This is a genomic window from Proteus penneri (assembly GCF_003144535.1).
GTDB lineage: Bacteria > Pseudomonadota > Gammaproteobacteria > Enterobacterales > Enterobacteriaceae > Proteus > Proteus penneri.
Genome location: NZ_PHFJ01000002.1, coordinates 95,772 through 121,131, shown reverse-complemented (window position 1 = coordinate 121,131; position 25,360 = coordinate 95,772). Strand labels below are relative to the sequence as shown.

The following is a 25,360-nucleotide window of genomic DNA, read 5'->3' as shown; positions in this document are numbered from 1 at the left end:
TCTGCCAGCCTTTTTTTATTAGGAGAGATAATTATTTCTACTAGAGTGTTTTGCTGCTTTGATCCACAAACGAGAACCATTAATAGCGATAGCCAGTAAAATAATATATTCAACAGACATTGCATAAACACCTTGTTTGTAGAATATAACAATACTAATCACATTAATAACAGACCAAATTAGCCAGTTTTCAACTAATTTCCGTGTCATTAAGATCATCGCTACAATCGACAGGACGGTCATTGTAGAGTCCCAGAATGGGTAAGCATCAGGTTCAATCACTGGTGTAGCTAAGTTTGCGCCAAAGACATTTAGTATATCAACAGCAACAACGGCTAAATAACCAAATACAGTATCAATATTAAAAGTCAAAGCGACAATAGCAGCAATTGAAACAATAATTAAAAAGAGACGATGGCTTGGTTTTAACCAACGAATTCTTAGTTCCGCTTGCTCAAAATCATTTACTCGGCTCCATGCATACCATCCATAAATATTGGCCGCAAAGAAGAAAATTTGAAGCAATAAACTTGCATATAACTGAATTTGGAAAAAGATAATGGCAAATAAGGTGACGTTAATCAGTCCAAATAAGTAATTAATAATTTTTTCCTGACTTGCAAGCCATATACACAAGAGACCTGCTATAGTGCCCACAGCTTCAATCCACGAAAGTGGGTACCCACCTTGTCCAAGTGGAATGTTGACTAAAATATTATTGATACTAAACCAACTCATGACATCCATTTTACAACCCCGACTTAATCATAGAAAAAAACAAAGAAAATATGGGTTATTGCGACATCTTTGCAAAGTAGTAAAGATATATTATAAATTCATATTTATAATGGCACTTAGTTTTAAATACTAAACATTATATTGCTTAACTATAAAAACAACAAAAAAATGTTTTATACACTAAACAAATTATTCTGATCTACGCTTTAAACAATAAAAACGATAAATAACTTTATACCTTTTAATTATTAGAGAGAAATATGGAGCCAACAACACGCTTAATCGATCGCACACTATCTTTTGCTCTCCTCGATCCTAGAATTGAAGCTGTAATACTGACAGGATCATTAGGTCGTAATAAAAAGATAGACAGTTATTCTGATATTGATATAGAGCTTATCGGTTATGGTGCGACTGAACTCGCAAAAAACCAACATTGGTTATCACAATTTGGTGATAGCTTAGTTAACTTACAATTAGAGTGTGAAGATCCTAAAGGTAAACTTTGGCCTATTTATTTACATGTTTTAGCTCAAGGTCGCAAAATGGACATTATGATGGCAGAACCTGAGCGTATTTTTAGCATGAAAACAGAGGGACTTAGCCCAGTTTACCAGCGTGGATACCAGATCTTACTTGATAAAACAGGTTTATGTGACGGACTTCCTGAAATTAGCACTATAACGCCACCTACGCTCACGAAAGAGCAAGCTTACGATAATGCTCAAGAATTCTGGTTCGAAGCGTCACAAGTCGCTATAGCCATTTTACGCCATGAGTTTTGGTTTGCTAATTATCGTATAAACGATATGCGTGAATGGCTAATCGAGTTACTTGAACAAGTTGCGCTAAGTACATCAACACAAGATGTGTGGTATCAAGGAAAAAATCTGAAAGAATGGCTACCTAAGTTTTATTCATTGCGTTCACTAGAAAGCACCTTGGCAATGAGTACACCTTATGAGTCAGCAGCCGCCCTTTCTGTTATGATGGCTTTTTTCCTTGATGCTTCGAAACGGTTAAACCATCCTATCGATACAGCCATTAAAACCCAAGAGCTTGTCAGTAATTGGTTAATCGATAATGAATTTTTGACTGAAAATGAATACACCCAAATCACGTCATCAATTATTTGTCATTACTGATTTGAACATTATTACAGATTAAGACCTGATAGTTTTTTCAATTGGGATAAAACTATCTTCATTGCTTAATAAAGTGGTGAACTGCACTATCAAAAAATAGAAAGATAATAAACGTTATTTACTGTTTAAGAAATGATAGATATATACGGAAGGGTTTGAAATGGTGGGTCGTGGGCGATTCGAACGCCCGACCAATTGATTAAAAGTCAACTGCTCTACCGACTGAGCTAACGACCCATTTCAATAAAAACGGATTGGTATTCGAAAATGGTGGGTCGTGGGCGATTCGAACGCCCGACCAATTGATTAAAAGTCAACTGCTCTACCGACTGAGCTAACGACCCTTTTTCGAACTCGCCACATTCTCTGTGGCAACGGCGGGTAATAATACTGATTTAATGTATTTGTGCAACGTTTTTTTTCAAAAAAACATTCAACCGTTGAAAAAACAATCATTTAACCCCGAAAATGCAACATTTTACATTACGGGGTCAATAATTAGAGTGTTCCTAGCTGCTTTTGCGCTAATTTAGCGCCAGCGCTATTTGGATATTGCTTAATCACTTGTTGGTAAACAGCTTTAGCATTATCCTTTTGCCCTTTCTCTTGCATAATTAAACCAATTTTATAAAAGGCTTCACTTGCTTTTTGAGATTTTGGATAGTTTTTAACAACAATAGCAAAGGTGCTTGCTGCCTGATCCTTATTACCTTTTAAGTAATACATCTGACCCAACCAAAATTGTGCATTTGATTGATAGCTAGATTTTGGATAGTTATTGATAAAGTTGTTTAATTCAACAATTGCCTTATCGTAATCTTTTGAATTCAATACGATATCAATTGCTGCATTATAATCAGCCTTCTCATCACCTTGCCCTGAATTAGTTGCCGCAGGAGATGTTGAAGAAGCAGTATTATCAGATTGGGTGGCTTCTGTTGATGTTGAAGCTCCACCACCAAGGCTATCTAATTGTTGATAGATATTGCGTTGGCGTTCAACAACTTGATTTAACTGATATTGATTTTCCTGAATTTGACCACGTAACATATCAATATCACGCTGAGAATCAGCGAGTTGTTGCTGTAATTGAGTCAAAAGCTGGCTGTGAGCATTTGAAAAACGCTCAAGTTGGGCGAGTCGTTCATCGGTCGAACCTGAACCGATATTACTGATTGGCGCTTGGGCAATAGCGGCTACAGGAGCCGCTACGCCAACCAGTAACAACAGACTCATCAAGAAAGGTCTGAAGTTACTGTTGTTCATGCCGTTCTCTTAGTAATCCAGTACTGCACGACGGTTTTTCGCATAAGCGGCTTCGTCATGACCCAGTACAGCTGGTTTTTCTTTACCGTAAGAAACGATTGACAGTTGTTCAGCTGATACGCCTTTACCTTGCAGGTACATTTTCACAGCGTTAGCACGACGTTCGCCCAGCGCGATGTTGTATTCTGGAGTACCGCGTTCATCCGCATGACCTTCTACAGTGATACGTACTGAAGGATTAGCACGCAGGAATGCAGCGTGTGCATCTAACAGGTTAGCGTAGTCTGAGCTAATGTCATATTTGTCAAAACCGAAGTAAACGATGTTTTGTTGTTTCAGTTGTTCTAATTGCTGACGTGCTAATTCTTCAGCAGTAGGACCTTGTTCAACAACTGGTACATTGTTTGTATCAGTTTGATCGTCGTTTTTGTTTGAGCTACATGCTGCAACAGCAACGAGTGGTAATGCTAACATCAACCCTTTAAACACTTTGTTTAATTGCATCTCTATTTGTTCCTTTATTTGTTTGCCATACATAATTTTTATGCATCACATAAACGGCGACCAGGCAGGCGATTTAACCTGACCATCAGTCGCCGGAAGACGCGCTTTGAAACGTCCATCAGTCGATACTAGCTGCAAAATGGTGCCTAAGCCTTGTGTAGAGCTATAAATAACCATTGTGCCGTTAGGCGCGATGCTTGGCGTTTCATCCAGAAACGTATCTGTTAGATATTGTACGGAATTCGTTTCCAGATCCTGCTTAGCGATATGTTGCCTACCGCTTTCAGAACTCACCATAACTAAGAAACTGCCATCTGGGCTTACTGCAGGATTTTGGTTTTGTTTACCTTCCCACGTAATACGCTCAGGCGTTCCTCCGTTAATATTAACCTTGTAAATTTGTGGACGTCCACCTTGATCTGAAGTATAGACTAAGGTTTGTCCATCTGGCATCCAATTTGGCTCAGTATTATTACTTCTGCCATTGGTTACCTGTGTCATATTTCCACTGGCTAAATCCATAACATACAGATTTAAGCTACCACTCTTAGAAAGAGCAAATGCAAGTTTAGAGCCATCTGGTGAAAACGATGGTGCACCATTATGTCTTGGGAATGATGCTATTTGACGAATTTCACCTGTTGCTAATGTTTGTACCACTAAAGCAGATTGACCACTTTCAAAGGTCACATATGCAAGTTTAGCACCATCTGGTGACCATGCTGGTGACATTAATGGCTGTGATGAACGATAAACACGATCTTGGTTAAAACCATCATAGTCAGAAACGCGTAATTCATAAGGATATGCGCCACCATTAGTCACAACAACATAAGCAATACGTGTACGGAATGCCCCACGAATACCTGTCAGTTTTTCAAACACTTCATCACTGGCTGTGTGAGCAGAATAACGTAGCCATTTAGATGGGACCTTAAACTCGCTTTGAGATAAAACCGCGCCTGGAGAGCCCGCAACGTCAACTAGCTGATAGCTTACTAAATATTGACCATCCGCTGACGGTTGTACGCGTCCAACAACAACAGAATCAATCCCTAATGCAGTCCATAATGCAGGTTGGACTTCAGAAGCCGTGACAGGCTGTTGAGGTATACGTGATACATCAATAGGATTAAACTTTCCGCTATTACGTAAATCTGCTGCAATCACACCAGCGATATCTTCTGGCATTTGACCAGTGCCTTCCCATTTAAAAGGAACAACACCGATAGGGCGTGCAGTATTCACCCCTTGTGTAATTTCAATTCGAACTTCAGCGTTAGCCAGAGTGGTTACGCATAAAATTAAAAGCCCGAAGATAACATTTAATGCCTGCTTCATCATGTCTCCCTTTTATTATTGCGGTTATTACGCAATAACGCACAGAATAGTAACAAACGCTTTTCAACAACACCATACAACGCATCAATAACATTCTAAAATAGATATAAATTAGTGTGTGTTTTCCTACAATCAGACAGTTTTATGGTTTAAACTCAATTACTGATGATTTTACTTGTTCATAAACATCTTTCGGTGGCTTCGGTAATTTAGCGGTATTTGCTGCTCTTAATGCCACTTGACATAAAGAAGGGTCCCCCCCTACAACCTTCGCACTGATTAACAAGCCATCAGGTGCAATACTGACTTTTAGCTCACAAGTTCGCCCTTTATACAACTCAGGGTCAATAAACTTTTGCTCAATAGCCGTTTTTACTTGTCCAATATAAGTAGCAACACCTGCATTATTGGCACCAGTACGATTTCCACCGCCTTGACCAGCGGCGGCTGCACCACTTTGTTTATTACCATCAGCCATTAAACCATCAAGTAAACTATCTACTGCTTTACTTTGCTGTTGAGCTGCGGCTTTTGCTTTAGCCTCTGCTGCTGCTTTGGCTTTTGCTTCTGCGGCTGCTTTGGCTTTAGCGTCCGCTTCAGCTTTCGCTTTGGCTTCAGCTTCTGCTTTCGCTTTAGCATCTGCCTCAGCTTTAGCTTTCGCCTCTTCCGCTTTTTGCTTTGCGGCTAATTCAGCTTGTTTTTTCGCTTCAGCTTCTGCTTGTTTTTTAGCATCTGTTTGCTCTTTTAAAATGCGATCACGTTCAGCTTTTGCTTGCGCAGCCGCTTCTTCTGCAACCTTTTGTTCTTCTTTTGCTTTAGCGGCAGCTAATGCTGCTTCACGCTTTTGAGCCTCTGCCGCCTCTTTTGCTTGTAAACGTTCAACTTCTAACGTTTTCAAACGTTCTTGTTCTTTCATTTGCTGCTGACGCAACTCTTCTTCTTGTTGCTCAGCTCGCTCTTTACGCTCTTGCTCGGCTTTTTGGACGTTAGCTTGTTGCGCTTTTTGCTGATTATACTGTTGCACCACAGCATTAGGATCGACCATAATAGCATCAATAACTTGTCCATCAGATCCACCGCCACCACCTAAATCCCATTTCTGAGTTAACGAACCCCAGATAAGTAAGGCTATAACGAGTAAATGCAAGGCGGTAGACAAGATAACTGAACCGCTCAATTTACTTCGAATTGGCTTCGTTTTCTTTCCCACGCTATTATCCAAACTTATTTCAACCTAATTACATAGGTTGAGTCATTAAACCTACAGATTTAACACCTGCTTGACGTAACATGTTGAGCGCTTTAATTATCTCATCATAAGGAACATCTTTAGCACCGCCAATAAGAAATACAACTTTCGGATTTTTTTCCAGTTGTCGTTTAGCTTCAGCCATAATCTGTTCTTGTGGTAATAATTCTAATACTTCCTGATCAACACGAATATTGTATTGCCCAACCCCTGCCACTTCGACAATCACAGGAGGGTTATCACTACTTGAAACAGTTTGTGTCTCTGTTGCTTCAGGAAGATCAACTTCAACACTTTGCGAGATAATAGGTGCCGTTGCCATGAAAATAAGTAACAGCACTAATAATACGTCGAGCAAAGGAACAATGTTAATCTCTGATTTTACGCCTCGGCGGCTACTGCGACCCCGTGCCATCAGCTCTCTCCTTCTGCGTTAACTATTTCTTTTCTGCGGAGGCAAAAGCTTGGCGATGTAAAATCGTCAGGAACTCTTCCATAAAGTTATCGTAACTTTGTTCCAGTTTATTTACACGCTGCGTAAACCGGTTATAAGCCATAACTGCGGGGATTGCCGCAAATAAACCGATAGCTGTTGCAATCAACGCTTCAGCAATGCCGGGAGCAACCATTTGTAATGTTGCTTGTTTAACACTACCTAATGCAATAAATGCATGCATAATTCCCCATACTGTACCAAACAGACCAATATATGGGCTGATAGAACCAACAGTGCCGAGGAAAGGAATATGAGTTTCTAAAGATTCTAATTCACGATTGAAAGAAACACGCATTGCTCTTGATGCCCCATTAACAACTGCATCAGGAGCATGAACGCTTGCTTGATGCAAACGGGCAAATTCTTTAAAGCCAGAATGAAAAATTTGCTCTGAGCCAGATAATTCATCACGGCGAGCTTGGCTATCTTTATATAAACGAGCCAAATCAGTACCTGACCAGAATTTATCTTCAAAATCTGCAGCTTCACGATCGGCGGCATTCAGAACTTTAGTTCGCTGAATAATAATCGCCCAAGATGCAATAGAAAATCCGATTAAAAGCAACATGATCAACTTAACTAAAAGCCCTGCTTTTAGAAAGAGATCGATAACATTCATGTCAGCCACTACTTAAACTCCGCGATAATGGACTTGGGAAGCGCTACTGGCTTCATTTTTGATGAATCTACGCAGACAACAAGCACTTCTGCGCTACATAATACACAACCATCTTCATTAATAATCTTTTGAGAAAATGTCATTGAAGCACCACGCAATGTGGTAATTTCACTTTCTACTTGCAAAAGATTATCAAGTCGAGCTGGCGCAATATATTCTATTGATAATTTACGTACAACAAATACAACATGATCATACTCCCGTAAATCATGCTGATGAAAACCTTTTTCTCTGAGTAGTTCAGTTCTAGCGCGTTCAAAATATTTCAGATAACTGGCATGATAAACAACACCACCGGCATCAGTATCTTCATAATAAACACGAACAGGCCAAAGAAACTGCATATTACCTCCATTACCTTTCCCGAGTTAAGTCCATAAATAATGTAGCTATAGGTTATCTAACTATACTTAAGAGGTCGCTCTAAGGGAATCGTAGTAACGTAAAGAATAGAAAACGCAGTTTTCAGGCGCCAATCATAAACTCTTCTTTGCAACACGCAATATGCTTTGTGCTCTGAATAGAAAAAATATTTTTATTAAGACAGCATAAAAATGCTTGCTAATTAGAAATTCATAGATTGTTTAATTTAATAGTATTATTTTTAATGACAGAAAAAAAACCAGTTAAAAACTGGTTTTATATATAAATCAATTAATTACTTACGATTGGAGTTTCATGAAGATAGTGCCATTGCCAACACTCATCATGAGAATTACGTCTCAATAACACTACAGATTCGCGCATAAGAATTTTCTTATTTTCACTGTGTATTTCTTGATATCTGACAAGCGCCAAACAATCTGACTGATAAATTATTTTATAATCTCTCGTTTGTATTTTCAGACCACGTCTTTTTCCTGCATTTTGTCTGAACATCGCGATAACGTCATCATAACTCACTGCTTTCCCACTGATCCCTACCATTGAAAACTCTTGAGATAAAAGGTTTTCTATTTTTGTAATGGCATCAACTGATAGTGGGTATTGTGTAAAAACTGTTTCAATCTCATCATGCAAAGATTTAATGCTTTCTATAATTGAGTCAGTATTAAAATTCATCTTGTGTTTCCTGTGTAATCACTTTTTTCTTTATTGTAAATAATAAAGTAAGAGGTAATATGCCTATCAATGCACATATTAAAAAGGTCATGCTATAAGCTGTTTGTGGTAAACAAAAAAGAGAAAGAATATTAAATAACATAGCAACCATAGTTGCCCCGATACTAAAAACAACTTGTCTATTAATATTCCAAATAATACTTGCTTGAACTAATTTTTGTGTACTAAAGTCATACAACGCTGTGGTTTGAGCGGTGTTAGCACCAATCCCCCCACCCACTCCGATAATTAGATAGGCAATAATCAGTAATGGAATATCTGTATTACTATTTACAAATGTTAATAAAGAAATACCAATACTGTGCAATAGCAATGCAATTATAAATAAATATTTCATACCTAATTTATTATAAAGTGCACCACTTATTGTCATTGAAATAAAAGCACCCAGTGCATACAACAACATGAAAAAACCTGTTCCTTGAGCAGTAAATTTTAAATATTGTTGTAAATAAAAAATAGCGAGAATATTCACCCCAGTAAAAAGACCTGGAATACAGTAATAAATAAAAATAGAGAGTGATAGATTTCTATTTTTTAATAATGCTAAATTAATAACCGGCGATGAATGATGCCGATAATGGTAATAATAAAGTACAGCAAAATTTGTTGAAAGTGCGGCAATCACTAAGGCAAATAATGTTGAGTGATATTCACCATAAGCAGATAATGCGAACAATCCAGATACAATGATCAAACTAATAAGAATGATCCCTTTAATATCAGGTATAACATTTTCTTTAGGTAAAGGCTCTTTTACCCAGATAAAGGCCAGAAACGCAGTTAACAATGAGAATGGAATATTACTATAAAAAACCCAACGCCACGAAACAACATCAACAATAAATCCACCTAATGTCGGTGATATTGCCGGTGCAATCAAAGCTATCGCCATAATGATCGTTGATATTTTGCTTCTTTCATGTCCTTGAAAATATTGAAAAGTTAATGCTTGTCCGATTGGGATTAGCAGTCCACCACTCACACCTTGAATAAAGCGCCAAAAAATAAGTTCGCTGAAAGCGTGAGAATATCCGACTAATGCGACCGATAAACTAAACATCAACATTGACGTTACCATCAATGCTTTAATTCCAAAACGTTGAGATAACCAGTGACTCAAGGGAATAATTAATGTTAATCCCAGAATATAACTATTTGAAACCCATGTAACAGAAACGATAGAGATCTGCATATCATTGGCTATTGCAGGTAATGCAATGGCTGACATAAAAATGTTAATACAATCGATAAAAAAGCCCAGCAAAAATATAGATGCAATTCGATAGCGGTAAGTCATAAAAATCCTCCGCACATAGAGTACGGAATATTGACGAATTTCGTCTATCTGACAAAATAGAATTTATTGTTTAATCAGAGTAAACAATCATGCAAAATCAAATTGATCGAATTCGCTCTTTTATTGCTGTTGTTGATACCGGTTCATTTACTCAAGCAGCAAAATATTTGCGCCTAAGTAAATCGATGGTGAGTATTCATATCAAAGCATTAGAAACAGAATTGGATGTCTCTTTACTCAATCGTAATACTCGACGATTTTCACTGACAGAAACGGGTGAAATGCTTTATCAAGACTTTCGTCTTGTGTTAAGTCAGTTAGAACAAACTTTGGATAAGGCGCGATTAGGACAACAAGAGCTGCAAGGATCGTTACGATTAAGTTCAACAACTGAATTTGGTGAACACTATATTTTGCCATTACTCAATCAATTTATACAGTTACACCCAAAGCTAAAAATACAATATGCATTTAATTCTTCTATTGAGGATTTAATAAACCATAAGCTTGATCTCGCTATTCGACTTGGTACATTGAAAGATAGCAATTACCGATCTACAAAGCTGGCTGATTATAAGATAAGTTTGGTTATTTCCCCTGGTTTATTACAGAAATTCTCAATAAAAACTATCGACGACTTAAAGGTTATTCCTTATTTAGCAAATAGTAATTTACGTCAAAGTAAACTTTCACCATCTTTAGAATTTAATATCTTACTCTCTCAGTTATCTCAAAATGCTTATTTTGAAACTAATACTATTTCGGCATTAAAAAAAATGGTACTTTCGCATACAGGAATGGCTATTTTACCACATTGGTTCATTCATCAAGAATTATTGGAAGAGAAATTAGTCGTGCTGTTTCCTGATATTTCTTTGTTAACACAATCCGTTAATATTATTTTCCCTTATAGTGAATATATCCCAAGAAAAACACGTTTATTTATTGATTACTTAAAAGAAAATATCCAGCTATAACGTTAGAAAAGTGAGCGAATGTAGCAAGGATATTTAGAAAATAAAATACCTTATTTCTTTTTCATACACTGAGTAGAAATAAGGTATTTTCTTAGAAGAAAAAGTAAATTAGCCCAACAACCAAAATAATAATTGCAGGGATTGGATGTAATAAACATTTTGCAACAACATGCTTAGGACGGAATGCTAGACCAAAAGTTGCTCCAGCACATACAGACCAAATAAGAAGGACACTTTGCCAAATTGCCAGTGAACTTGTGTTCGCGGCAAATCGGCTAGGGTCCCACATGACACAAAATGCCATTACCAACGCCATGATTAAAACAAGAGCCCTAATAGGGCCCTTGTCTAATAGTTGGTAGCTTTTATCCAACATTATTCTTCACTTTCTGAAGCTTTTTTCGCTTCAGCATGCTCGAAAGCCAGTCCTGCGATCACCGCAATACTACAAGCGAAGAGCGTTCCGAGAAGCCATGTAAAATACCACATTCTCTATGCTCCTTAGTACAGAGTATGATTATTGCCTTCGATAAATTTCTTATCGAGGCGACCATGCATTTTCCAGTAACACCAAATGGTGTAAAGGAGAACGATAGGTACAAAGATAATCGCAACAACTGTCATCACCTGAAGAGTAAACAGGCTAGAAGTTGCATCCCACATAGTTAAGCTCACATCTGGGAAAGTGCTTGAAGGCATCACAAATGGGAACATGGTCACACCACACGTCAGGATAACACCCGCAATTGTCAGTGAAGTGAACAGGAATGCCCAACCCCCTTTATTTGCTTTAGTTGCAACAATCGCCAGTAATGGAGATAACAGACCTAAGGCCGGTAATACCCATAACACAGGATAATTGTTGTAGTTAGTCATCCAAGCACCTGCTTCATGAGAAACGGTTTTCAGTAGTGGAGATGATGGACCAGCTGTATCAATAGCGCTTGTAATAATAAAGCCATCGATACCATAGATTAACCATACACCTGCTAATGCGAATGCGATGAAAGTAATTAATGAGGTAATGTACGTTGTTTTACGAGTACGCTCATGTAATTCACCAGTTGTACGCATTTGAAGATAACTTGCACCATGTGCAACAATCATCATTAAACTAACCACACCCGCTAATAAACCGTATGGGTTTAACAGACTTAACAGGTTGATCAGCGCATTAGTCGTACCATTATAAGATACACGTTGCATGCTATCGACTTCTAAAGGTACACCTTGTAACAGGTTACCAAAAGCAACACCGATAACTAATGGTGGAACGAAGCTACCAATAAAGATACCCCAATCCCACATACCACGCCATTTTGGAGATTCCAGTTTAGAACGATAATCAAAACCCACTGGGCGGAAGAATAAAGCCGCCAGTACGAAAATCATACCAAAATAGAAACCCGAGAATGCTGCAGCATAAACCATTGGCCATGCAGCGAATAATGCACCACCTGCTGTGATTAACCATACTTGGTTACCATCCCAGTGAGGTGCAACAGAGTTAATCAAAATACGGCGTTCAGTGTCATCTTTCGCGATAACGCGTAGTAACACACCAACACCCATATCAAAACCGTCAGTGACTGCAAAGCCAATTAGTAAGATACCAATCAGTAGCCACCAAACAAATCGCAATACTTCATAATCAAACATAGTGGACTCCTGTGTTACTTACTTTGAGAAGAAGCTGTCTTCTGTTCAAAGTGATAGCGACCCGTCTTCAGGCTGCTCGGCCCAAGGCGACCAAATTTGAACATCAGGAACATTTCAGCAATTAGGAACAGTGTATACAGACCACAGATAAGTCCCATAGATACTAGGATATCAGCCTGTGTCAATGAAGAAGTTGCTACAGCCGTAGGCAGGATTTCACCAATCGCCCATGGTTGACGTCCATATTCTGCAACAAACCAACCTGCTTCAACTGCGATCCATGGTAATGGAATACTAAACAGAGCAGCACGCAGTAACCATTTATAGTTACCAATGCGGTTAGACAGAACTGTCCAGAAGGAAATCGCAACAACTAGTAACATCAGGAAGCCTGAAGCGACCATGATACGGAACGACCAGAACAATGGTGCGACATTAGGAATAGTATCTTTTGCAGCAGATTTGATTTGCTCTTCTGTTGCATCAACAACTTTATCAGTATAACGCTTCAGTAATAAGCCGTAGCCTAAATCTTGTTTAGTATCATTAAATGCTGCACGAATAGCAGGATCAGTATTACCTGCGCGTAATTCGCTTAATAATTCGTAAGCTTTCATACCATTACGAATACGAACTTCGTGCTGACTCATCAGATCATTAAGGCCTAATACAGGTGTGTCGAAAGAACGCGTTGCAATAATACCCATGACATAAGGGATTTGTAATGCAAACGAGTTTTCCATTTTTTCTTGATTAGGGAATGCAATCAGATTAAATGCAGCTGGAGCGGGTTCTGTATGCCATTCACCTTCAATCGCAGCCAATTTGGTTTTCTGTACGTCACCCATTTCGTAACCAGATTCATCACCCAGCACGATAACAGATAATACAGCTGCGATACCAAAAGTAGCAGCAACTGCGAAAGAACGTTTTGCAAAACCGATATCACGACCTTTGAGCAGGTAGTAAGAGCTGATACCCAGAACAAAGAATGCACCAGTACAGTAACCAGCAGCAACGGTGTGAACAAATTTAACTTGAGCGACAGGGTTTAAAACCAGATCAGCAAAACTCAACATTTCCATTCGCATGGTTTCAAAGTTGAAGTCTGCAGCGACAGGGTTTTGCATCCAACCATTCGCAACAAGGATCCACAGAGCAGAGAAGTTAGAACCGAAAGCAACTAACCAAGTTACCATCAAGTGTTGCTTCTTACCTAAGCGATCCCAACCAAAGAAGAACAACCCGACGAAAGTTGATTCTAAGAAGAACGCCATTAAACCTTCGATTGCTAAAGGTGCACCGAAGATATCACCGACGTAATGAGAGAAATATGACCAGTTAGTACCAAATTGGAACTCCATGGTCAATCCAGTTGCGACACCCAGAGCAAAGTTAATACCAAATAACTTACCCCAGAACTTTGTCATATCTTTGTAAACTTGTTTACCCGACAGAACATATATCGTTTCCATGATTGCCAGCATAAACGCCATACCCAGCGTTAATGGGACAAACAGGAAGTGATACATTGCTGTTAAGGCAAACTGTAACCGTGACAGTTCGACAATATCAAACATCTTGACTCCTTGCTCCTAGCAGGAAGACACCGACTTGCGGCAACCCGACTTTATTAAATTATAAAGCCTCATAACTACCAGCAATAAATGCCTCTAAAAACAACAACGAATATTAAAGACCAAAAACACAATACCTTACAAATAGTACGCTTATATTTACATATAATAAATATATTTTGCGTGACCCAGATTTGAATTTTGAGCTTAGGTCAACAATACGACTTTTAGGTTTGTAACAGCATATTTGATCGTGTGCCAATTTAAGCATATTCAGAATTTTTTTCCACAATTAATAACTTGACCCACATCAAAAAAACACTTTAATGTTAACTAGTTGCGAATAAATTGCCCAATAGTTACCATTGTGTTAATGCAATGTTGTTTTTATTTTTGAGTGTTATTTACCTCCTTATAACTTCCATAATAAAATTAACTTTTTATTTTCATAAAAGACTTAAAAATAAACACATTTAATTGTGTTTTATTAATTTTAATATCAATTTTATTTTTTTGCAGGTAAATAATAAATATTTTAAAAAAATAAGCTATTAATTAATAAGTTGAAATTTACAAAAATGTATATATAAAAAAAATACTCTCAATTTTTGATCTAACAAAGATATATGAAAAAGTCTAATCTTGCTTATTTATTCCTAATATTATTTTTTATAACCTCTTTTTTATTCTAAATAGAAAAAGTACAATAAATCCATATTTAGCTGACAAAATACAAAACAGCCATTTACACAAAAACAAATAACCACAAATAAATCAATAAGATAGATAATTTAAATAAGTCAATCATTGAACGACATGAGAAATAATACGAAAACTTTTTTATTATTTTTTCTTATTTAAACAAAATGTTCTTCGAGATAATACCAACTTCTTATTATCAATTCTTATAACGATAAATAGAACATAATCTGACTTTAATCGTCATTTTGATGTTTTGTATAATAGAAAGGTATTTTTTCCTACCAAAGAGCTTGCCTCCTTCTCTTCTTTATGCATTCATTAGCATGCTTAACCGTCTTATATTCTTAGTAAAAATCAGCGTTACAGGGTGATCCTTGTATAAATTTAACGCTAATTATTACGATATTTATAGAAGAACCTAGTATTGAAAACACCATAAAACAAATGTTCATTTTTTCTAGATGACACTCTTTTCATTCAAAACACGTATTTAAAATATTATTTTTAACAATCCAAGAGACTTGTTTATGGTTTTTATCATTATTTTTAGGATCGACAATAAAGTAAATAAATAGAAAAATGCGTTTTCGCATACAGATCAATTTTTAAAAAAGATAATATAAAACAACTTATTAGCGTAAATTTAGGCAAGGTATTGATATGTTAATTACAATACTAGCTATTTATATAAGCTGTTAAATGAAACTAGAAATAAAAATGCCAGCTTCTTTTTTGGAAACTGGCATTTTAGATAGTATTAATCTGAAATTATTAACAGAATTGTTACTTACTTGATCAGTGATTTAATTGCTTCACCGATATCAGCTAAGCTACGGACAGTTTTCACACCAGCAGCTTCAAGAGCAGCAAATTTCTCGTCTGCGGTGCCCTTACCACCAGCAATAATTGCACCCGCATGTCCCATACGTTTGCCTTTAGGCGCTGTTACACCAGCAATATAGCCGACAACCGGCTTAGTAACGTGATCTTTGATATAAGCGGCCGCTTCTTCTTCCGCTGTACCACCAATCTCACCGATCATTACAATCGCTTCTGTTTGTGGATCTTCTTGGAAAAGCTTCAGAATATCAATAAAGTTAGAACCCGGAATTGGGTCACCACCGATACCAACACAAGTTGATTGACCTAAGCCAACGTCTGTTGTTTGCTTAACAGCTTCATAAGTTAATGTACCTGAACGAGATACAATACCTACTTTACCTGGTAAGTGAATGTGGCCAGGCATAATACCAATCTTACATTCACCTGGAGTGATAACACCTGGGCAGTTAGGGCCAATCATACGCACGCCAGCTTCATCTAATTTCACTTTAACAGTCAGCATATCCAGCGTAGGAATACCTTCAGTAATAGTAATAATTAGTTTGATGCCTGCATCAATCGCTTCTAAGATTGAATCTTTACAAAATGGCGCCGGTACATAGATAACTGTCGCAGTTGCACCTGTTGCTTCAACGGCTTCACGCACTGTATTGAATACCGGTAAGCCTAAGTGCGTAGTGCCGCCTTTACCTGGTGTAACGCCACCGACCATTTGTGTACCATAAGCAATTGCTTGCTCAGAGTGGAATGTTCCTTGGCTACCAGTAAAACCTTGGCAAATTACTTTGGTGTTTTTATCGATTAAAATAGACATTATTTTGCCTCCGCTGCTGCAACAACTTGTTTCGCGGCATCAGTTAAGCTTTTAGCTGCGATAATATTTAATCCACTATCCGCTAATTTTTTGGTGCCTAACTCTGCATTGTTTCCTTCGAGACGAACAACCACAGGAACATTAACGCCAACTTCTTCAACTGCGCCAATAATACCGTCTGCGATTAAGTCACAACGAACAATACCGCCGAAAATGTTGACTAATACAGCACTGACATTTTCATCTGACAAAATAATTTTAAATGCTTCAGTTACACGCTCTTTTGTTGCACCACCACCTACATCGAGGAAGTTAGCGGGTTCGCCACCGTGAAGTTTAACAATATCCATAGTACCCATTGCTAAACCTGCACCATTGACCATGCAACCAATGTTGCCATCTAATGCAACGTAGTTCAGTTCCCACTGTGCCGCTTGTGCTTCACGAGGATCTTCTTGTGAAGGATCGTGCATTTCACGCATTTCTGGTTGACGATACAACGCGTTGCTATCTACGCCTAATTTACCATCAAGACAAATCAGATCGTCTTCTTTAGTGATAACCAAAGGGTTAATCTCAATTAGCGCAAGATCACGCTCTAAGAAAATAGAGGCTAATCCCATAAAGATCTTAGCAAATTGACTGACTTGCTTGCCTTTTAAACCCAGTTTAAATGCTAATTCTCGTCCCTGATAAGGCATAGGGCCTGTCAGTGGATCAATAATTGCGCGATGAATAAGTTCTGGCGTTTCTTCCGCCACTTTTTCGATTTCAACGCCGCCTTCTGTTGAGGCCATAAAGACAACGCGACGGGTACCACGGTCAACAACCGCACCAAGATAAAGTTCTTTAGCAATATCAGTTGCTGCTTCAACCAAAATCTGTGTAACAGGCTGACCATTAGCATCTGTTTGATAAGTGACTAAACGTTTGCCTAACCATTGTTCAGCAAATGCGCGGATCTCTTCTTTAGATTTAACGACTTTTACGCCGCCCGCTTTACCACGTCCACCCGCGTGAACCTGACATTTCACGACCCAAGGGCCTTGACCAATTTTTGATGCAGCTTCTTCTGCCTCACGCGGTGTAGTGCAGGCGAAACCAGCAGGTGCTGGTAATCCATACCGTGTGAAAAGCTGTTTTGCCTGATACTCGTGTAAATTCATGATGTTCTATCCATAATCTTGTTGAAAGTCGGGCTTTCTTATTTTTTTGACTATAAGCCAGTAAAATCTGGCTTCACGAACACACTGTACTTCTTTGATGCTTGTGTCTGTTGCTAAGTAGGCAGGAGGAGCATCTCCTGCCTAAAAGCGATATCTATTACCTATACATCAAGTAATAAACGAGCTGGATCTTCTAGCATCTCTTTAACGGTTACTAAGAAACCGACAGACTCACGACCATCAATTAAACGGTGGTCATAAGACAGAGCCAGATACATCATTGGTAGAATAACAACCTGGCCATCTACTGCCATTGGGCGATCTTTAATAGCATGCATCCCTAAAATGGCACTTTGTGGTGGGTTGATAATTGGAGTTGACATTAATGAACCGAAAACACCACCATTTGTGATAGTGAAGTTACCGCCAGTTAAGTCTTCAACAGTTAACTTACCGTCACGACCTTTTACAGCTAATGCTTTGATATTTTTCTCAATATCGGCCATGCTCATTGCATCCGCATCACGTAATACTGGTGTTACCAGACCACGTGGTGTCGATACTGCAATACTGATATCGAAGTAGTTGTGATAAACCACATCAGTGCCATCAATAGAAGCGTTCACTTCTGGATAACGTTTCAGGGCTTCAACAACGGCTTTAATATAGAAAGACATAAAACCTAAACGTACACCGTGACGTTTTTCGAATGCTTCACCATACTGAGCACGTAACTCTTTGATTGGTTGCATGTTGATTTCGTTAAATGTTGTCAACATTGCAGTGGTGTTTTTCGCTTCTAATAAACGTTCTGCTACACGTTTACGTAAACGTGTCATTGGTACACGTTTTTCGCTACGGTGAGATAACGGTGCTTGAGGAACTTCTGCTACAGGTTGTGCCGTTGACTTATTCGCAACATGGCCTTCGATATCTTGGCGAGTTAAACGTCCACCTACACCGCTACCTTTCACATCCGCAGGGTTAATATCGTGTTCAGCCACTAAGCGACGTGCTGTTGGACTTAAGGCATCATTATTGTCTTTTGCAGCAATATCTGCGCTTTGACGCTGTGCTGGCGTACTATCTTGAGCAGGTTTCACATCAGCAGGAATGCCAGTGCTATCACCTAAACGAATACGGCCTAGCAATTGGCGTGAACCAACAGTAGCGCCCTCTTCTTCAAGAATGCTTTCTAAAACACCAGCTTCACTTGCAGGAACTTCTAAAACAACTTTATCTGTTTCGATTTCAACCAGCACTTCATCGCGTTGAATGCTATCACCAGGTTTTTTATGCCAAGTTGCGACCGATGCGTCAGCAACTGATTCAGGGAGATCCGGTACTAGAATGTCTACACTACTCATTTTCTATCCTTATTTATTCAACTTTCAGTGCGTCTTCAACCAGAGCTTTTTGTTGCTCCTGATGAACAGAGGTATAACCAACAGCTGGAGAGGCTGATGCAGGACGTCCTGCATAACGTAATGTTGCACCCGTAGGGATCGCATCACGGAAATTATGCTGGCTGCAATACCAAGCCCCCTGATTTAAAGGCTCTTCTTGACACCAAACGAAATCTTTCACATGGGAGTAAGGTGCCAGAATTTGCGCAATATCTTCGTGTGGGAATGGATACAGTTGTTCAATACGAATAATGGCAACGTTGTTTTGTTCATTAGCACGACGCTGCTCTAATAAATCGTAGTAAACCTTACCTGAGCACATCACAACACGTTTCACATCAGCTGGTTTTAAATCATCAATTTCACCAATGACCGGTAAGAATTTACCATTGGCTAATTCATCTAACGCAGAAACCGCTAATGGATGACGTAACAGTGATTTTGGTGACATTACGATAAGTGGGCGACGCATGCCACGTAACGCTTGACGGCGTAACATATGATAAACCTGGGCCGGAGTTGACGGCACACAAACCTGCATATTTTGTTCTGCACACAGTTGCAGATAACGTTCTAAACGTGCAGAAGAGTGCTCTGGGCCTTGGCCTTCATAACCGTGTGGCAACAACATGACTAAACCACACATACGACCCCATTTTTGCTCACCTGAGCTAATGAATTGGTCGATAACCACTTGAGCAACGTTTGCGAAGTCACCAAATTGTGCTTCCCAAATCGTTAAACCTCGAGGTTCTGTTGTGGCATAACCATATTCAAATGCAAGTACTGCTTCTTCTGTTAATACAGAGTCCCAGGCATTAAATTGTCCTTGAGCATTATGAACATTAGCTAATGGTACATAAACAGAGCCATTTGTTTGGTTATGAATAACGGCATGGCGATGGAAGAATGTGCCGCGTCCCGCATCTTCACCAGAAAGTCGAATGGTGATACCTTGATCAACTAAAGTTGCATACGCTAATGTTTCTGCTGCCCCCCAGTCGAGTAGTTTCTCTCCTTCAGCCATAGCAGCACGGTCAGCATAAATTTTCTCAACCCGAGACTGCATCACGATTTCTGAAGGAACGGTACTCACACGACGCGCTAAATCTTGTAAACGCGTTTTCTCTACTTTATGTGGATACTCTTCATTCCATTCGTGATTTAAATACGGTTCCCATGTGTAAGAATGCAGCCCCATTGGGCGATATTCTTCAACAACACAATCACCCCGATCCAACGCATCGCGATAGAGATTAACCATCTCTGTCACATCATTGGCATCAAGCAATGATTGAGCAACCAGTTTATCCGCATAAATTTTACGTGGTGTTGGGTGTTTTTTGATTTTTTGATACATCAGAGGCTGAGTCGCATTTGCCTCATCCGCTTCGTTGTGACCATGACGACGGTAACAAACGAGATCAATCATAACATCACGTTTAAAGGTATTACGGAAATCTAATGCTAGGCGAGTGACAAAAGCAACCGCTTCAGGATCATCTGCATTAACGTGGAAAATTGGTGCCTGAACCATTTTCACAATATCAGTACAGTATTGTGTTGAACGGGCATCTTTTGGATTTGAAGTCGTAAAACCAACTTGGTTATTGATAACAATACGAACTGTACCGCCGACTTCATAGCCACGCGCTTGAGACATATTCAGGGTTTCTTGCACAACACCTTGACCTGTCACAGCCGCATCACCATGAATAGTGATAGGAAGAACCATATTGCTACGCGCTTCATCTAAGCGATCTCGACGAGCACGAACAGAACCAATGACAACTGGGCTAACAATCTCTAGGTGAGATGGGTTAAAAGCTAATGCGAGATGAACTTGAGCGCCTTCAGTCGCAAAATCAGATGAGAAACCTTGGTGATATTTAACGTCACCTGTTCCCAAATGTTCTTTATGAATACCCGCAAATTCATCAAATAAATCAGCCGGTTTTTTACCTAAGATATTAACCAGCACGTTTAAACGTCCGCGGTGCGCCATACCAAGAACCACTTCACGAGTGTCTTGTTTACCAGCATGGCGGATTAAATCTTTTAACATCGGAACTAATGCATCACCACCTTCTAAAGAGAAGCGTTTTGCACCTGGGAATTTCGCGCCTAAATAGCGCTCTAAACCTTCAGCTGCGGTTAGCTCTGTCAGGAAGCGTAACTTTTCTTCTTTCGTGAATTGGTCTGCTACATTCACTGATTCTAAACGTTGTTGTATCCAGCGTTTTTCTTCAGTATTAGTGATATGCATATATTCAGCACCGATTGAACCACAGTAAATGCGTTTCAGTGCTTCATATAAATCACCTAACTTCATCGTTTCTTTGCCGATAGCAAAAGAACCGACATTGAAGGTTTCTTCAAAGTCTTCTTTAGTTAGATTATGGAAAGCTGGATCTAAATCTGGCACAGATTCTTGTTTCCATAAACCAAGCGGATCGAGATTAGCGTTTTGGTGACCACGAAAACGGAAGGCATTAATGAGCTGCAAAACTTTCACTTGTTTTGAGTCCATTGCCGGATCGCTTACCGAGGTATGATATCGAGTGGATTCTTTTGCGAGGCGTCTGAAATAGTCGCGGGTTTGAGAATGCGACTGTTCTATGCCTTGACTTGCGGGCAGTTGTTGAAAAATCTCTCTCCAACTTTCGTCAACAGAGTTTGGGTCAGTTAGGTAGTCTTCATAGATATCTTCTATGTAAGACTGATTCTCTCCTGCTAGAAAGGTTGATTCTAGCCAGTCCTTCATTGCGCCGTTCTGCATTATGATCCCTTAAGCTATACAGCTTTAGTTCGCCGTGGATAACTAATACCGTGATTAAACGGTGTCGATTGCAAGGTTCTCTTATGACCCGCTATCTCGCAGGTTCTTTAAATATGGAGCTTTAGCTCTCAAGGAACCTTTAAGCACTGTCTAACAGTGTTTAAAGGTGCCTTACTATTTACCGCAAACGTCTAACTTAGTTTTTCCATTAACCGCCCTAACTATTTTAGGGCGGTTATTATTTTATGCACTACGTTTTAACAACATCGACTTAATATGGCCAATCGCTTTTGTTGGATTGAGTCCTTTAGGACATACGCTGACACAGTTCATGATGCCATGACAACGAAACACACTGAACGCATCGTTAAGATCATCAAGGCGAGATTCTGTTTCTGTATCGCGACTATCAATTAAGAAACGATATGCAGCTAACAATCCAGCAGGTCCGATAAACTTATCTGGATTCCACCAGAATGACGGACAAGAGGTTGAACAACAAGCACAAAGGATACAATCGTAAAGCCCATCAAGCTTTTCACGCTGTTCTGGTGACTGTAAGTTCTCACGAGCAGGAGGATTCTTGCCATTATTAATTAAATACGGACGAATTTTCTCGTACTGTGTATAGAACTGAGTCATATCCACTATTAAATCACGAATTACTGGTAAACCAGGTAACGGTCTGATCACAATTTTCTTACTTCCTTTCTGTAAAGATGAAATAGGTGTGATACAAGCCAAACCATTTTTACCATTCATGTTCACACCATCAGAGCCGCAAACACCTTCACGACAAGAACGACGAAACGATAAGGTAGGATCTTTTTCCTTTAATTGAATTAATGCATCCAACAGCATCATGTCACGCCCTTCAGGAACTTCTAGGGTGTAATCTTGCATATGCGGCGCATTATCAACGTCGGGATTGTAACGATAAATCGAAAATTCAAGTTTCATATTTAAAAGTCTCCGCAACTTCAATAACACCGCTAATTAATATGTACGCACTTTTGGTGGGAAAGCTTCACGCAGTTTCGGCTGCATATTGACTTCACGTCGTGCCATTGTTTCGGTTTGCGGTTGATATAATGTATGGCATAACCAATTAGCATCATCACGTTCTGGGAAATCGAAACGGCTATGAGCTCCACGGCTTTCTGTACGGAAGTTTGCAGATACCGCGGTGGCATAAGCTGTTTCCATCAAGTTATCTAATTCTAAGCATTCAATACGCTGTGTATTGAATTCACTTGAATTATCATCCAGTCGTGCATTTTGTAAGCGCTCACGAATCACTTTCAGTTCTTCTAAGCCTTTTGCCATTGCATCACCTTCACGGAATACCGAGAAGTTATGCTGCATACAAGATTGCAGTGCTTTACGGATTTCAACTGGATCTTCACCAGAACGGTTATTTTCCCAGCGATTTAAGCGAGTTAATGCAGCTTCAATATCAGAATCGCTCGCATCACGCATTGTGCCTTGTTCCATCAGTGATTCTTTTAAGTGCACCCCTGCTGAACGGCCAAATACAACGAGGTCTAACAACGAGTTACCACCTAAGCGGTTTGCACCATGAACAGATACACAAGCAATTTCACCAACTGCGAACAGTCCAGGAATAACCACGTCCTCGCCTTTCTCGTTCACACGAATAGCTTGACCCGTTACTTTTGTTGGAATACCCCCCATCATATAGTGACAAGTAGGTATAACAGGGATTGGCTCTTTAACTGGGTCAACGTGTGCGAAAGTACGAGAAAGATCAAGAATACCCGGTAAACGAGACTCAAGAACTTCTTTACCGAGGTGATCAAGTTTCAATTTCGCATGAGGTCCCCAAGGACCATCACAACCACGACCTTCACGAATTTCGATCATAATAGAACGAGCAACCACATCGCGGCCGGCAAGATCTTTGGCGTTTGGTGCATAACGTTCCATAAAGCGTTCACCGTCTTTATTTAACAGATATCCGCCTTCACCACGACAACCTTCGGTCACCAATACGCCCGCACCCGCAATACCGGTTGGGTGGAATTGCCACATTTCCATATCTTGCAGAGGAACACCTGCGCGAACCGCCATACCTACACCATCACCTGTGTTGATATGCGCATTTGTAGTTGACTGGTAAATACGACCCGCACCGCCAGTCGCTAAAATCGTGGCATTTGCTTTGAAATAAACAACTTCACCCGTTTCGATACAAATTGCAGTACATCCAACAATATCGCCATCTTGGTTTTTCACTAGATCCAGTGAATACCACTCTGAAAAGATGGTTGTGTGATTTTTTAAATTTTGCTGATAAAGGGTATGCAATAATGCATGTCCAGTACGGTCAGCAGCAGCCGCTGTACGCGCAGCTTGTTCACCACCAAAGTTTTTTGACTGACCACCAAATGGACGCTGATAAATACGGCCATCATCTAATCGAGAAAATGAGAGCCCCATATGTTCCAACTCTAAAATTGCTTCAGGGCCGGTTTTACACATATATTCGATAGCATCTTGGTCACCAATATAATCGGAACCTTTTACCGTATCGTACATGTGCCATTCCCAGTTATCCTCATGAGTATTACCTAGCGCAACAGTAATACCACCTTGAGCGGAAACAGTATGAGAACGAGTGGGAAAAACTTTAGAAATCAGTGCACAAGACAGACCCATTTGAGAAATCTGTAAAGCGGCACGCATACCGGCACCACCCGCACCAATAACAACAGCATCAAACTCTCTTACTGGCAGATTCATTACACACCCCACACCACAATTGTTCCATAAATAAGATAAACCAACAGCGCAACAACAATAATCAGTTGTAAAGTCAGGCGTAATGCCAGCGGTTTAATATAGTCCGTTAACACTTGCCACATTCCTATCCACGCGTGAATAAGAATAGAAAGCAACGTCAAGATGGTGAACACTTTGGTTAAGGATGAGCTAAAGAACCCACGCCATACCTCATAGGTTATTTCTGTTGTAGCAATAAATCCCACAAGATAAAGAACATATAAAACGATAATAATGGCTGAAGCACGCAGAAATAACCAATCCTGTATGCCAGTACGGCCTAAAGTAGAAGAATTACTTACCATACTAATACCCCCGCCAATATTGATAAAATTACTGTAATAACCATTGATGCAGCCGCTGAGTTGCGACCGACAATCAAGGTTTCATCAATAAAGCCGAAGTCCATCAACATATGACGAATACCACCACAAATATGGTATGCCAATGCCGTTAGGATGCCCCACAAAATAAATTTTGCGAAGAAACCAGTCATTATTTCAGCCGCTTGCTGAAAACCTTCAGGAGAAGAGAGAGAGGTGCCAAGTAACCACAGTAAGATGCCAACTGCGACTAACATAATAACACCAGAGACACGATGCAAGATCGATGCGATAGCAGGGAGTGGAAACTGTATCGTCTGTAAATCCAGATTGACAGGTCTTTGTTTTTTCACAATTTATGCCCACACAGCTTTTATAATTTTTCCTTCCTCCGGACCTGGATGGAAATCAAACAGCGAATGGGGTACAAAGGCACATTTTAAGTAAAATGTTAAATCCGTCTATTTTACAA

The 25,360-nt window shown here is 39.5% G+C and carries 24 protein-coding genes and 2 tRNA genes; 2 read left to right on the top strand and 24 right to left on the bottom strand.

What is annotated here, in order from left to right:
* Positions 1-18: 18 nt before the first annotated feature.
* Positions 19-747, bottom strand: coding sequence for a nicotinamide riboside transporter PnuC (gene pnuC / locus CUB63_RS03585; protein WP_082147311.1), 729 nt, complete (start codon positions 745-747; stop codon positions 19-21).
* Positions 748-998: 251 nt separating this feature from the next.
* Here pnuC and CUB63_RS03580 point away from each other — a divergent pair, with 251 nt between their 5' ends.
* Entirely contained in the window at positions 999-1,883 is an 885-nt protein-coding gene (locus CUB63_RS03580; RefSeq protein WP_006537637.1) for an aminoglycoside 6-adenylyltransferase, read from the top strand.
* A gap of 161 nt (positions 1,884-2,044) precedes the next feature.
* On the opposite strand, the gene CUB63_RS03575 is transcribed toward CUB63_RS03580, so the two are convergent.
* The 11 genes from CUB63_RS03575 to CUB63_RS03525 form a co-directional block, all read right to left on the bottom strand.
* A tRNA-Lys gene (locus tag CUB63_RS03575) sits at positions 2,045-2,120 on the bottom strand.
* Between the two features lie 31 nt (positions 2,121-2,151).
* Positions 2,152-2,227 (bottom strand) — tRNA-Lys (locus CUB63_RS03570).
* Positions 2,228-2,381: 154 nt separating this feature from the next.
* A complete protein-coding gene (gene ybgF / locus CUB63_RS03565; protein WP_072062909.1) occupies positions 2,382-3,149 on the bottom strand; it encodes a tol-pal system protein YbgF in 768 nt (255 codons plus the stop codon).
* 9 nt (positions 3,150-3,158) lie between these two features.
* Positions 3,159-3,653 carry a peptidoglycan-associated lipoprotein Pal gene (gene pal / locus CUB63_RS03560; protein WP_072062910.1) on the bottom strand — a complete coding sequence of 165 codons (495 nt, stop codon included), beginning with the start codon at positions 3,651-3,653 and terminating at the stop codon, positions 3,159-3,161.
* A gap of 45 nt (positions 3,654-3,698) precedes the next feature.
* Positions 3,699-4,994 carry a Tol-Pal system beta propeller repeat protein TolB gene (tolB, locus tag CUB63_RS03555; protein WP_023581196.1) on the bottom strand — a complete coding sequence of 432 codons (1,296 nt, stop codon included), beginning with the start codon at positions 4,992-4,994 and terminating at the stop codon, positions 3,699-3,701.
* A 142-nt stretch (positions 4,995-5,136) separates the two neighbouring features.
* Positions 5,137-6,204 (bottom strand): cell envelope integrity protein TolA, encoded by a 1,068-nt coding sequence (tolA, locus tag CUB63_RS03550; protein ID WP_109847468.1) that lies wholly within the window; start codon positions 6,202-6,204, stop codon positions 5,137-5,139.
* 28 nt (positions 6,205-6,232) lie between these two features.
* On the bottom strand, positions 6,233-6,658 hold the full coding sequence (gene tolR, locus CUB63_RS03545; protein WP_023581195.1) for a colicin uptake protein TolR: 426 nt from the start codon (positions 6,656-6,658) through the stop codon (positions 6,233-6,235).
* Positions 6,659-6,680: 22 nt separating this feature from the next.
* Complete coding sequence (tolQ, locus tag CUB63_RS03540) at positions 6,681-7,367, bottom strand: Tol-Pal system protein TolQ (protein ID WP_036912094.1); 687 nt, start codon at positions 7,365-7,367, stop codon at positions 6,681-6,683.
* Positions 7,367-7,762: a tol-pal system-associated acyl-CoA thioesterase gene (gene ybgC / locus CUB63_RS03535; RefSeq protein ID WP_006537646.1), complete on the bottom strand. Its 396-nt coding sequence runs from the start codon at positions 7,760-7,762 to the stop codon at positions 7,367-7,369. Before ybgC ends, tolQ begins: the two co-directional genes overlap by 1 nt.
* Positions 7,763-8,072: 310 nt before the next feature.
* On the bottom strand, positions 8,073-8,480 hold the full coding sequence (locus CUB63_RS03530) for a DUF4440 domain-containing protein (RefSeq protein ID WP_109847467.1): 408 nt from the start codon (positions 8,478-8,480) through the stop codon (positions 8,073-8,075).
* The gene (locus CUB63_RS03525; protein WP_109847466.1) at positions 8,470-9,840 is read right to left on the bottom strand and encodes an MFS transporter; all 1,371 of its coding nucleotides are present in this window, start codon (positions 9,838-9,840) and stop codon (positions 8,470-8,472) included. Before CUB63_RS03525 ends, CUB63_RS03530 begins: the two co-directional genes overlap by 11 nt.
* An 89-nt stretch (positions 9,841-9,929) precedes the next feature.
* Here CUB63_RS03525 and CUB63_RS03520 point away from each other — a divergent pair, with 89 nt between their 5' ends.
* Positions 9,930-10,817, top strand: coding sequence for a LysR family transcriptional regulator (locus tag CUB63_RS03520; protein ID WP_109847465.1), 888 nt, complete (start codon positions 9,930-9,932; stop codon positions 10,815-10,817).
* Positions 10,818-10,908: 91 nt separating this feature from the next.
* Here CUB63_RS03520 and ybgE read toward each other — a convergent pair whose 3' ends face one another.
* The 12 genes from ybgE to sdhC form a co-directional block, all read right to left on the bottom strand.
* Positions 10,909-11,193, bottom strand: a complete 285-nt coding sequence (gene ybgE / locus CUB63_RS03515; RefSeq protein ID WP_109847464.1) for a cyd operon protein YbgE — start codon at positions 11,191-11,193, stop codon at positions 10,909-10,911.
* Positions 11,193-11,306 carry a cytochrome bd-I oxidase subunit CydX gene (gene cydX / locus CUB63_RS03510; RefSeq protein WP_072062915.1) on the bottom strand — a complete coding sequence of 38 codons (114 nt, stop codon included), beginning with the start codon at positions 11,304-11,306 and terminating at the stop codon, positions 11,193-11,195. Before cydX ends, ybgE begins: the two co-directional genes overlap by 1 nt.
* Positions 11,307-11,318: 12 nt before the next feature.
* The gene (gene cydB / locus CUB63_RS03505; protein ID WP_006537654.1) at positions 11,319-12,476 is read right to left on the bottom strand and encodes a cytochrome d ubiquinol oxidase subunit II; all 1,158 of its coding nucleotides are present in this window, start codon (positions 12,474-12,476) and stop codon (positions 11,319-11,321) included.
* 14 nt (positions 12,477-12,490) lie between these two features.
* Positions 12,491-14,056 (bottom strand): cytochrome ubiquinol oxidase subunit I, encoded by a 1,566-nt coding sequence (cydA, locus tag CUB63_RS03500; RefSeq protein ID WP_006537655.1) that lies wholly within the window; start codon positions 14,054-14,056, stop codon positions 12,491-12,493.
* 1,486 nt (positions 14,057-15,542) lie between these two features.
* Entirely contained in the window at positions 15,543-16,412 is an 870-nt protein-coding gene (sucD, locus tag CUB63_RS03495) for a succinate--CoA ligase subunit alpha (RefSeq protein WP_006537657.1), read from the bottom strand.
* Positions 16,412-17,578, bottom strand: a complete 1,167-nt coding sequence (gene sucC, locus CUB63_RS03490; RefSeq protein WP_006537658.1) for an ADP-forming succinate--CoA ligase subunit beta — start codon at positions 17,576-17,578, stop codon at positions 16,412-16,414. Before sucC ends, sucD begins: the two co-directional genes overlap by 1 nt.
* 161 nt (positions 17,579-17,739) lie before the next feature.
* Positions 17,740-18,945: a 2-oxoglutarate dehydrogenase complex dihydrolipoyllysine-residue succinyltransferase gene (gene odhB / locus CUB63_RS03485; RefSeq protein ID WP_072062917.1), complete on the bottom strand. Its 1,206-nt coding sequence runs from the start codon at positions 18,943-18,945 to the stop codon at positions 17,740-17,742.
* 13 nt (positions 18,946-18,958) lie between these two features.
* On the bottom strand, positions 18,959-21,763 hold the full coding sequence (gene sucA, locus CUB63_RS03480; RefSeq protein ID WP_109847463.1) for a 2-oxoglutarate dehydrogenase E1 component: 2,805 nt from the start codon (positions 21,761-21,763) through the stop codon (positions 18,959-18,961).
* 243 nt (positions 21,764-22,006) lie between these two features.
* Positions 22,007-22,723, bottom strand: coding sequence for a succinate dehydrogenase iron-sulfur subunit (locus CUB63_RS03475; RefSeq protein ID WP_006537662.1), 717 nt, complete (start codon positions 22,721-22,723; stop codon positions 22,007-22,009).
* A 36-nt stretch (positions 22,724-22,759) separates the two neighbouring features.
* Positions 22,760-24,526, bottom strand: a complete 1,767-nt coding sequence (sdhA, locus tag CUB63_RS03470; protein WP_109847462.1) for a succinate dehydrogenase flavoprotein subunit — start codon at positions 24,524-24,526, stop codon at positions 22,760-22,762.
* Positions 24,526-24,870: a succinate dehydrogenase membrane anchor subunit gene (sdhD, locus tag CUB63_RS03465; RefSeq protein WP_006537664.1), complete on the bottom strand. Its 345-nt coding sequence runs from the start codon at positions 24,868-24,870 to the stop codon at positions 24,526-24,528. Before sdhD ends, sdhA begins: the two co-directional genes overlap by 1 nt.
* Entirely contained in the window at positions 24,864-25,244 is a 381-nt protein-coding gene (sdhC, locus tag CUB63_RS03460; protein ID WP_129586864.1) for a succinate dehydrogenase cytochrome b556 subunit, read from the bottom strand. Before sdhC ends, sdhD begins: the two co-directional genes overlap by 7 nt.
* Positions 25,245-25,360 lie beyond the last annotated feature (116 nt).

Bases quoted from the DNA above. Each gene is read 5' to 3' on its own strand.
- pnuC (WP_082147311.1), bottom strand. From the start codon at position 747: ATGGATGTCATGAGTTGGTTTAGTATCAATAATATTTTAGTCAACATT.
- CUB63_RS03580 (WP_006537637.1), top strand. From the start codon at position 999: ATGGAGCCAACAACACGCTTAATCGATCGCACACTATCTTTTGCTCTC.
- ybgF (WP_072062909.1), bottom strand. From the start codon at position 3,149: ATGAACAACAGTAACTTCAGACCTTTCTTGATGAGTCTGTTGTTACTG.
- pal (WP_072062910.1), bottom strand. From the start codon at position 3,653: ATGCAATTAAACAAAGTGTTTAAAGGGTTGATGTTAGCATTACCACTC.
- tolB (WP_023581196.1), bottom strand. From the start codon at position 4,994: ATGAAGCAGGCATTAAATGTTATCTTCGGGCTTTTAATTTTATGCGTA.
- tolR (WP_023581195.1), bottom strand. From the start codon at position 6,658: ATGGCACGGGGTCGCAGTAGCCGCCGAGGCGTAAAATCAGAGATTAAC.
- ybgC (WP_006537646.1), bottom strand. From the start codon at position 7,762: ATGCAGTTTCTTTGGCCTGTTCGTGTTTATTATGAAGATACTGATGCC.
- CUB63_RS03530 (WP_109847467.1), bottom strand. From the start codon at position 8,480: ATGAATTTTAATACTGACTCAATTATAGAAAGCATTAAATCTTTGCAT.
- CUB63_RS03525 (WP_109847466.1), bottom strand. From the start codon at position 9,840: ATGACTTACCGCTATCGAATTGCATCTATATTTTTGCTGGGCTTTTTT.
- CUB63_RS03520 (WP_109847465.1), top strand. From the start codon at position 9,930: ATGCAAAATCAAATTGATCGAATTCGCTCTTTTATTGCTGTTGTTGAT.
- ybgE (WP_109847464.1), bottom strand. From the start codon at position 11,193: ATGTTGGATAAAAGCTACCAACTATTAGACAAGGGCCCTATTAGGGCT.
- cydX (WP_072062915.1), bottom strand. From the start codon at position 11,306: ATGTGGTATTTTACATGGCTTCTCGGAACGCTCTTCGCTTGTAGTATT.
- cydB (WP_006537654.1), bottom strand. From the start codon at position 12,476: ATGTTTGATTATGAAGTATTGCGATTTGTTTGGTGGCTACTGATTGGT.
- cydA (WP_006537655.1), bottom strand. From the start codon at position 14,056: ATGTTTGATATTGTCGAACTGTCACGGTTACAGTTTGCCTTAACAGCA.
- sucD (WP_006537657.1), bottom strand. From the start codon at position 16,412: ATGTCTATTTTAATCGATAAAAACACCAAAGTAATTTGCCAAGGTTTT.
- sucC (WP_006537658.1), bottom strand. From the start codon at position 17,578: ATGAATTTACACGAGTATCAGGCAAAACAGCTTTTCACACGGTATGGA.
- odhB (WP_072062917.1), bottom strand. From the start codon at position 18,945: ATGAGTAGTGTAGACATTCTAGTACCGGATCTCCCTGAATCAGTTGCT.
- sucA (WP_109847463.1), bottom strand. From the start codon at position 21,763: ATGCAGAACGGCGCAATGAAGGACTGGCTAGAATCAACCTTTCTAGCA.
- CUB63_RS03475 (WP_006537662.1), bottom strand. From the start codon at position 22,723: ATGAAACTTGAATTTTCGATTTATCGTTACAATCCCGACGTTGATAAT.
- sdhA (WP_109847462.1), bottom strand. From the start codon at position 24,526: ATGAATCTGCCAGTAAGAGAGTTTGATGCTGTTGTTATTGGTGCGGGT.
- sdhD (WP_006537664.1), bottom strand. From the start codon at position 24,870: ATGGTAAGTAATTCTTCTACTTTAGGCCGTACTGGCATACAGGATTGG.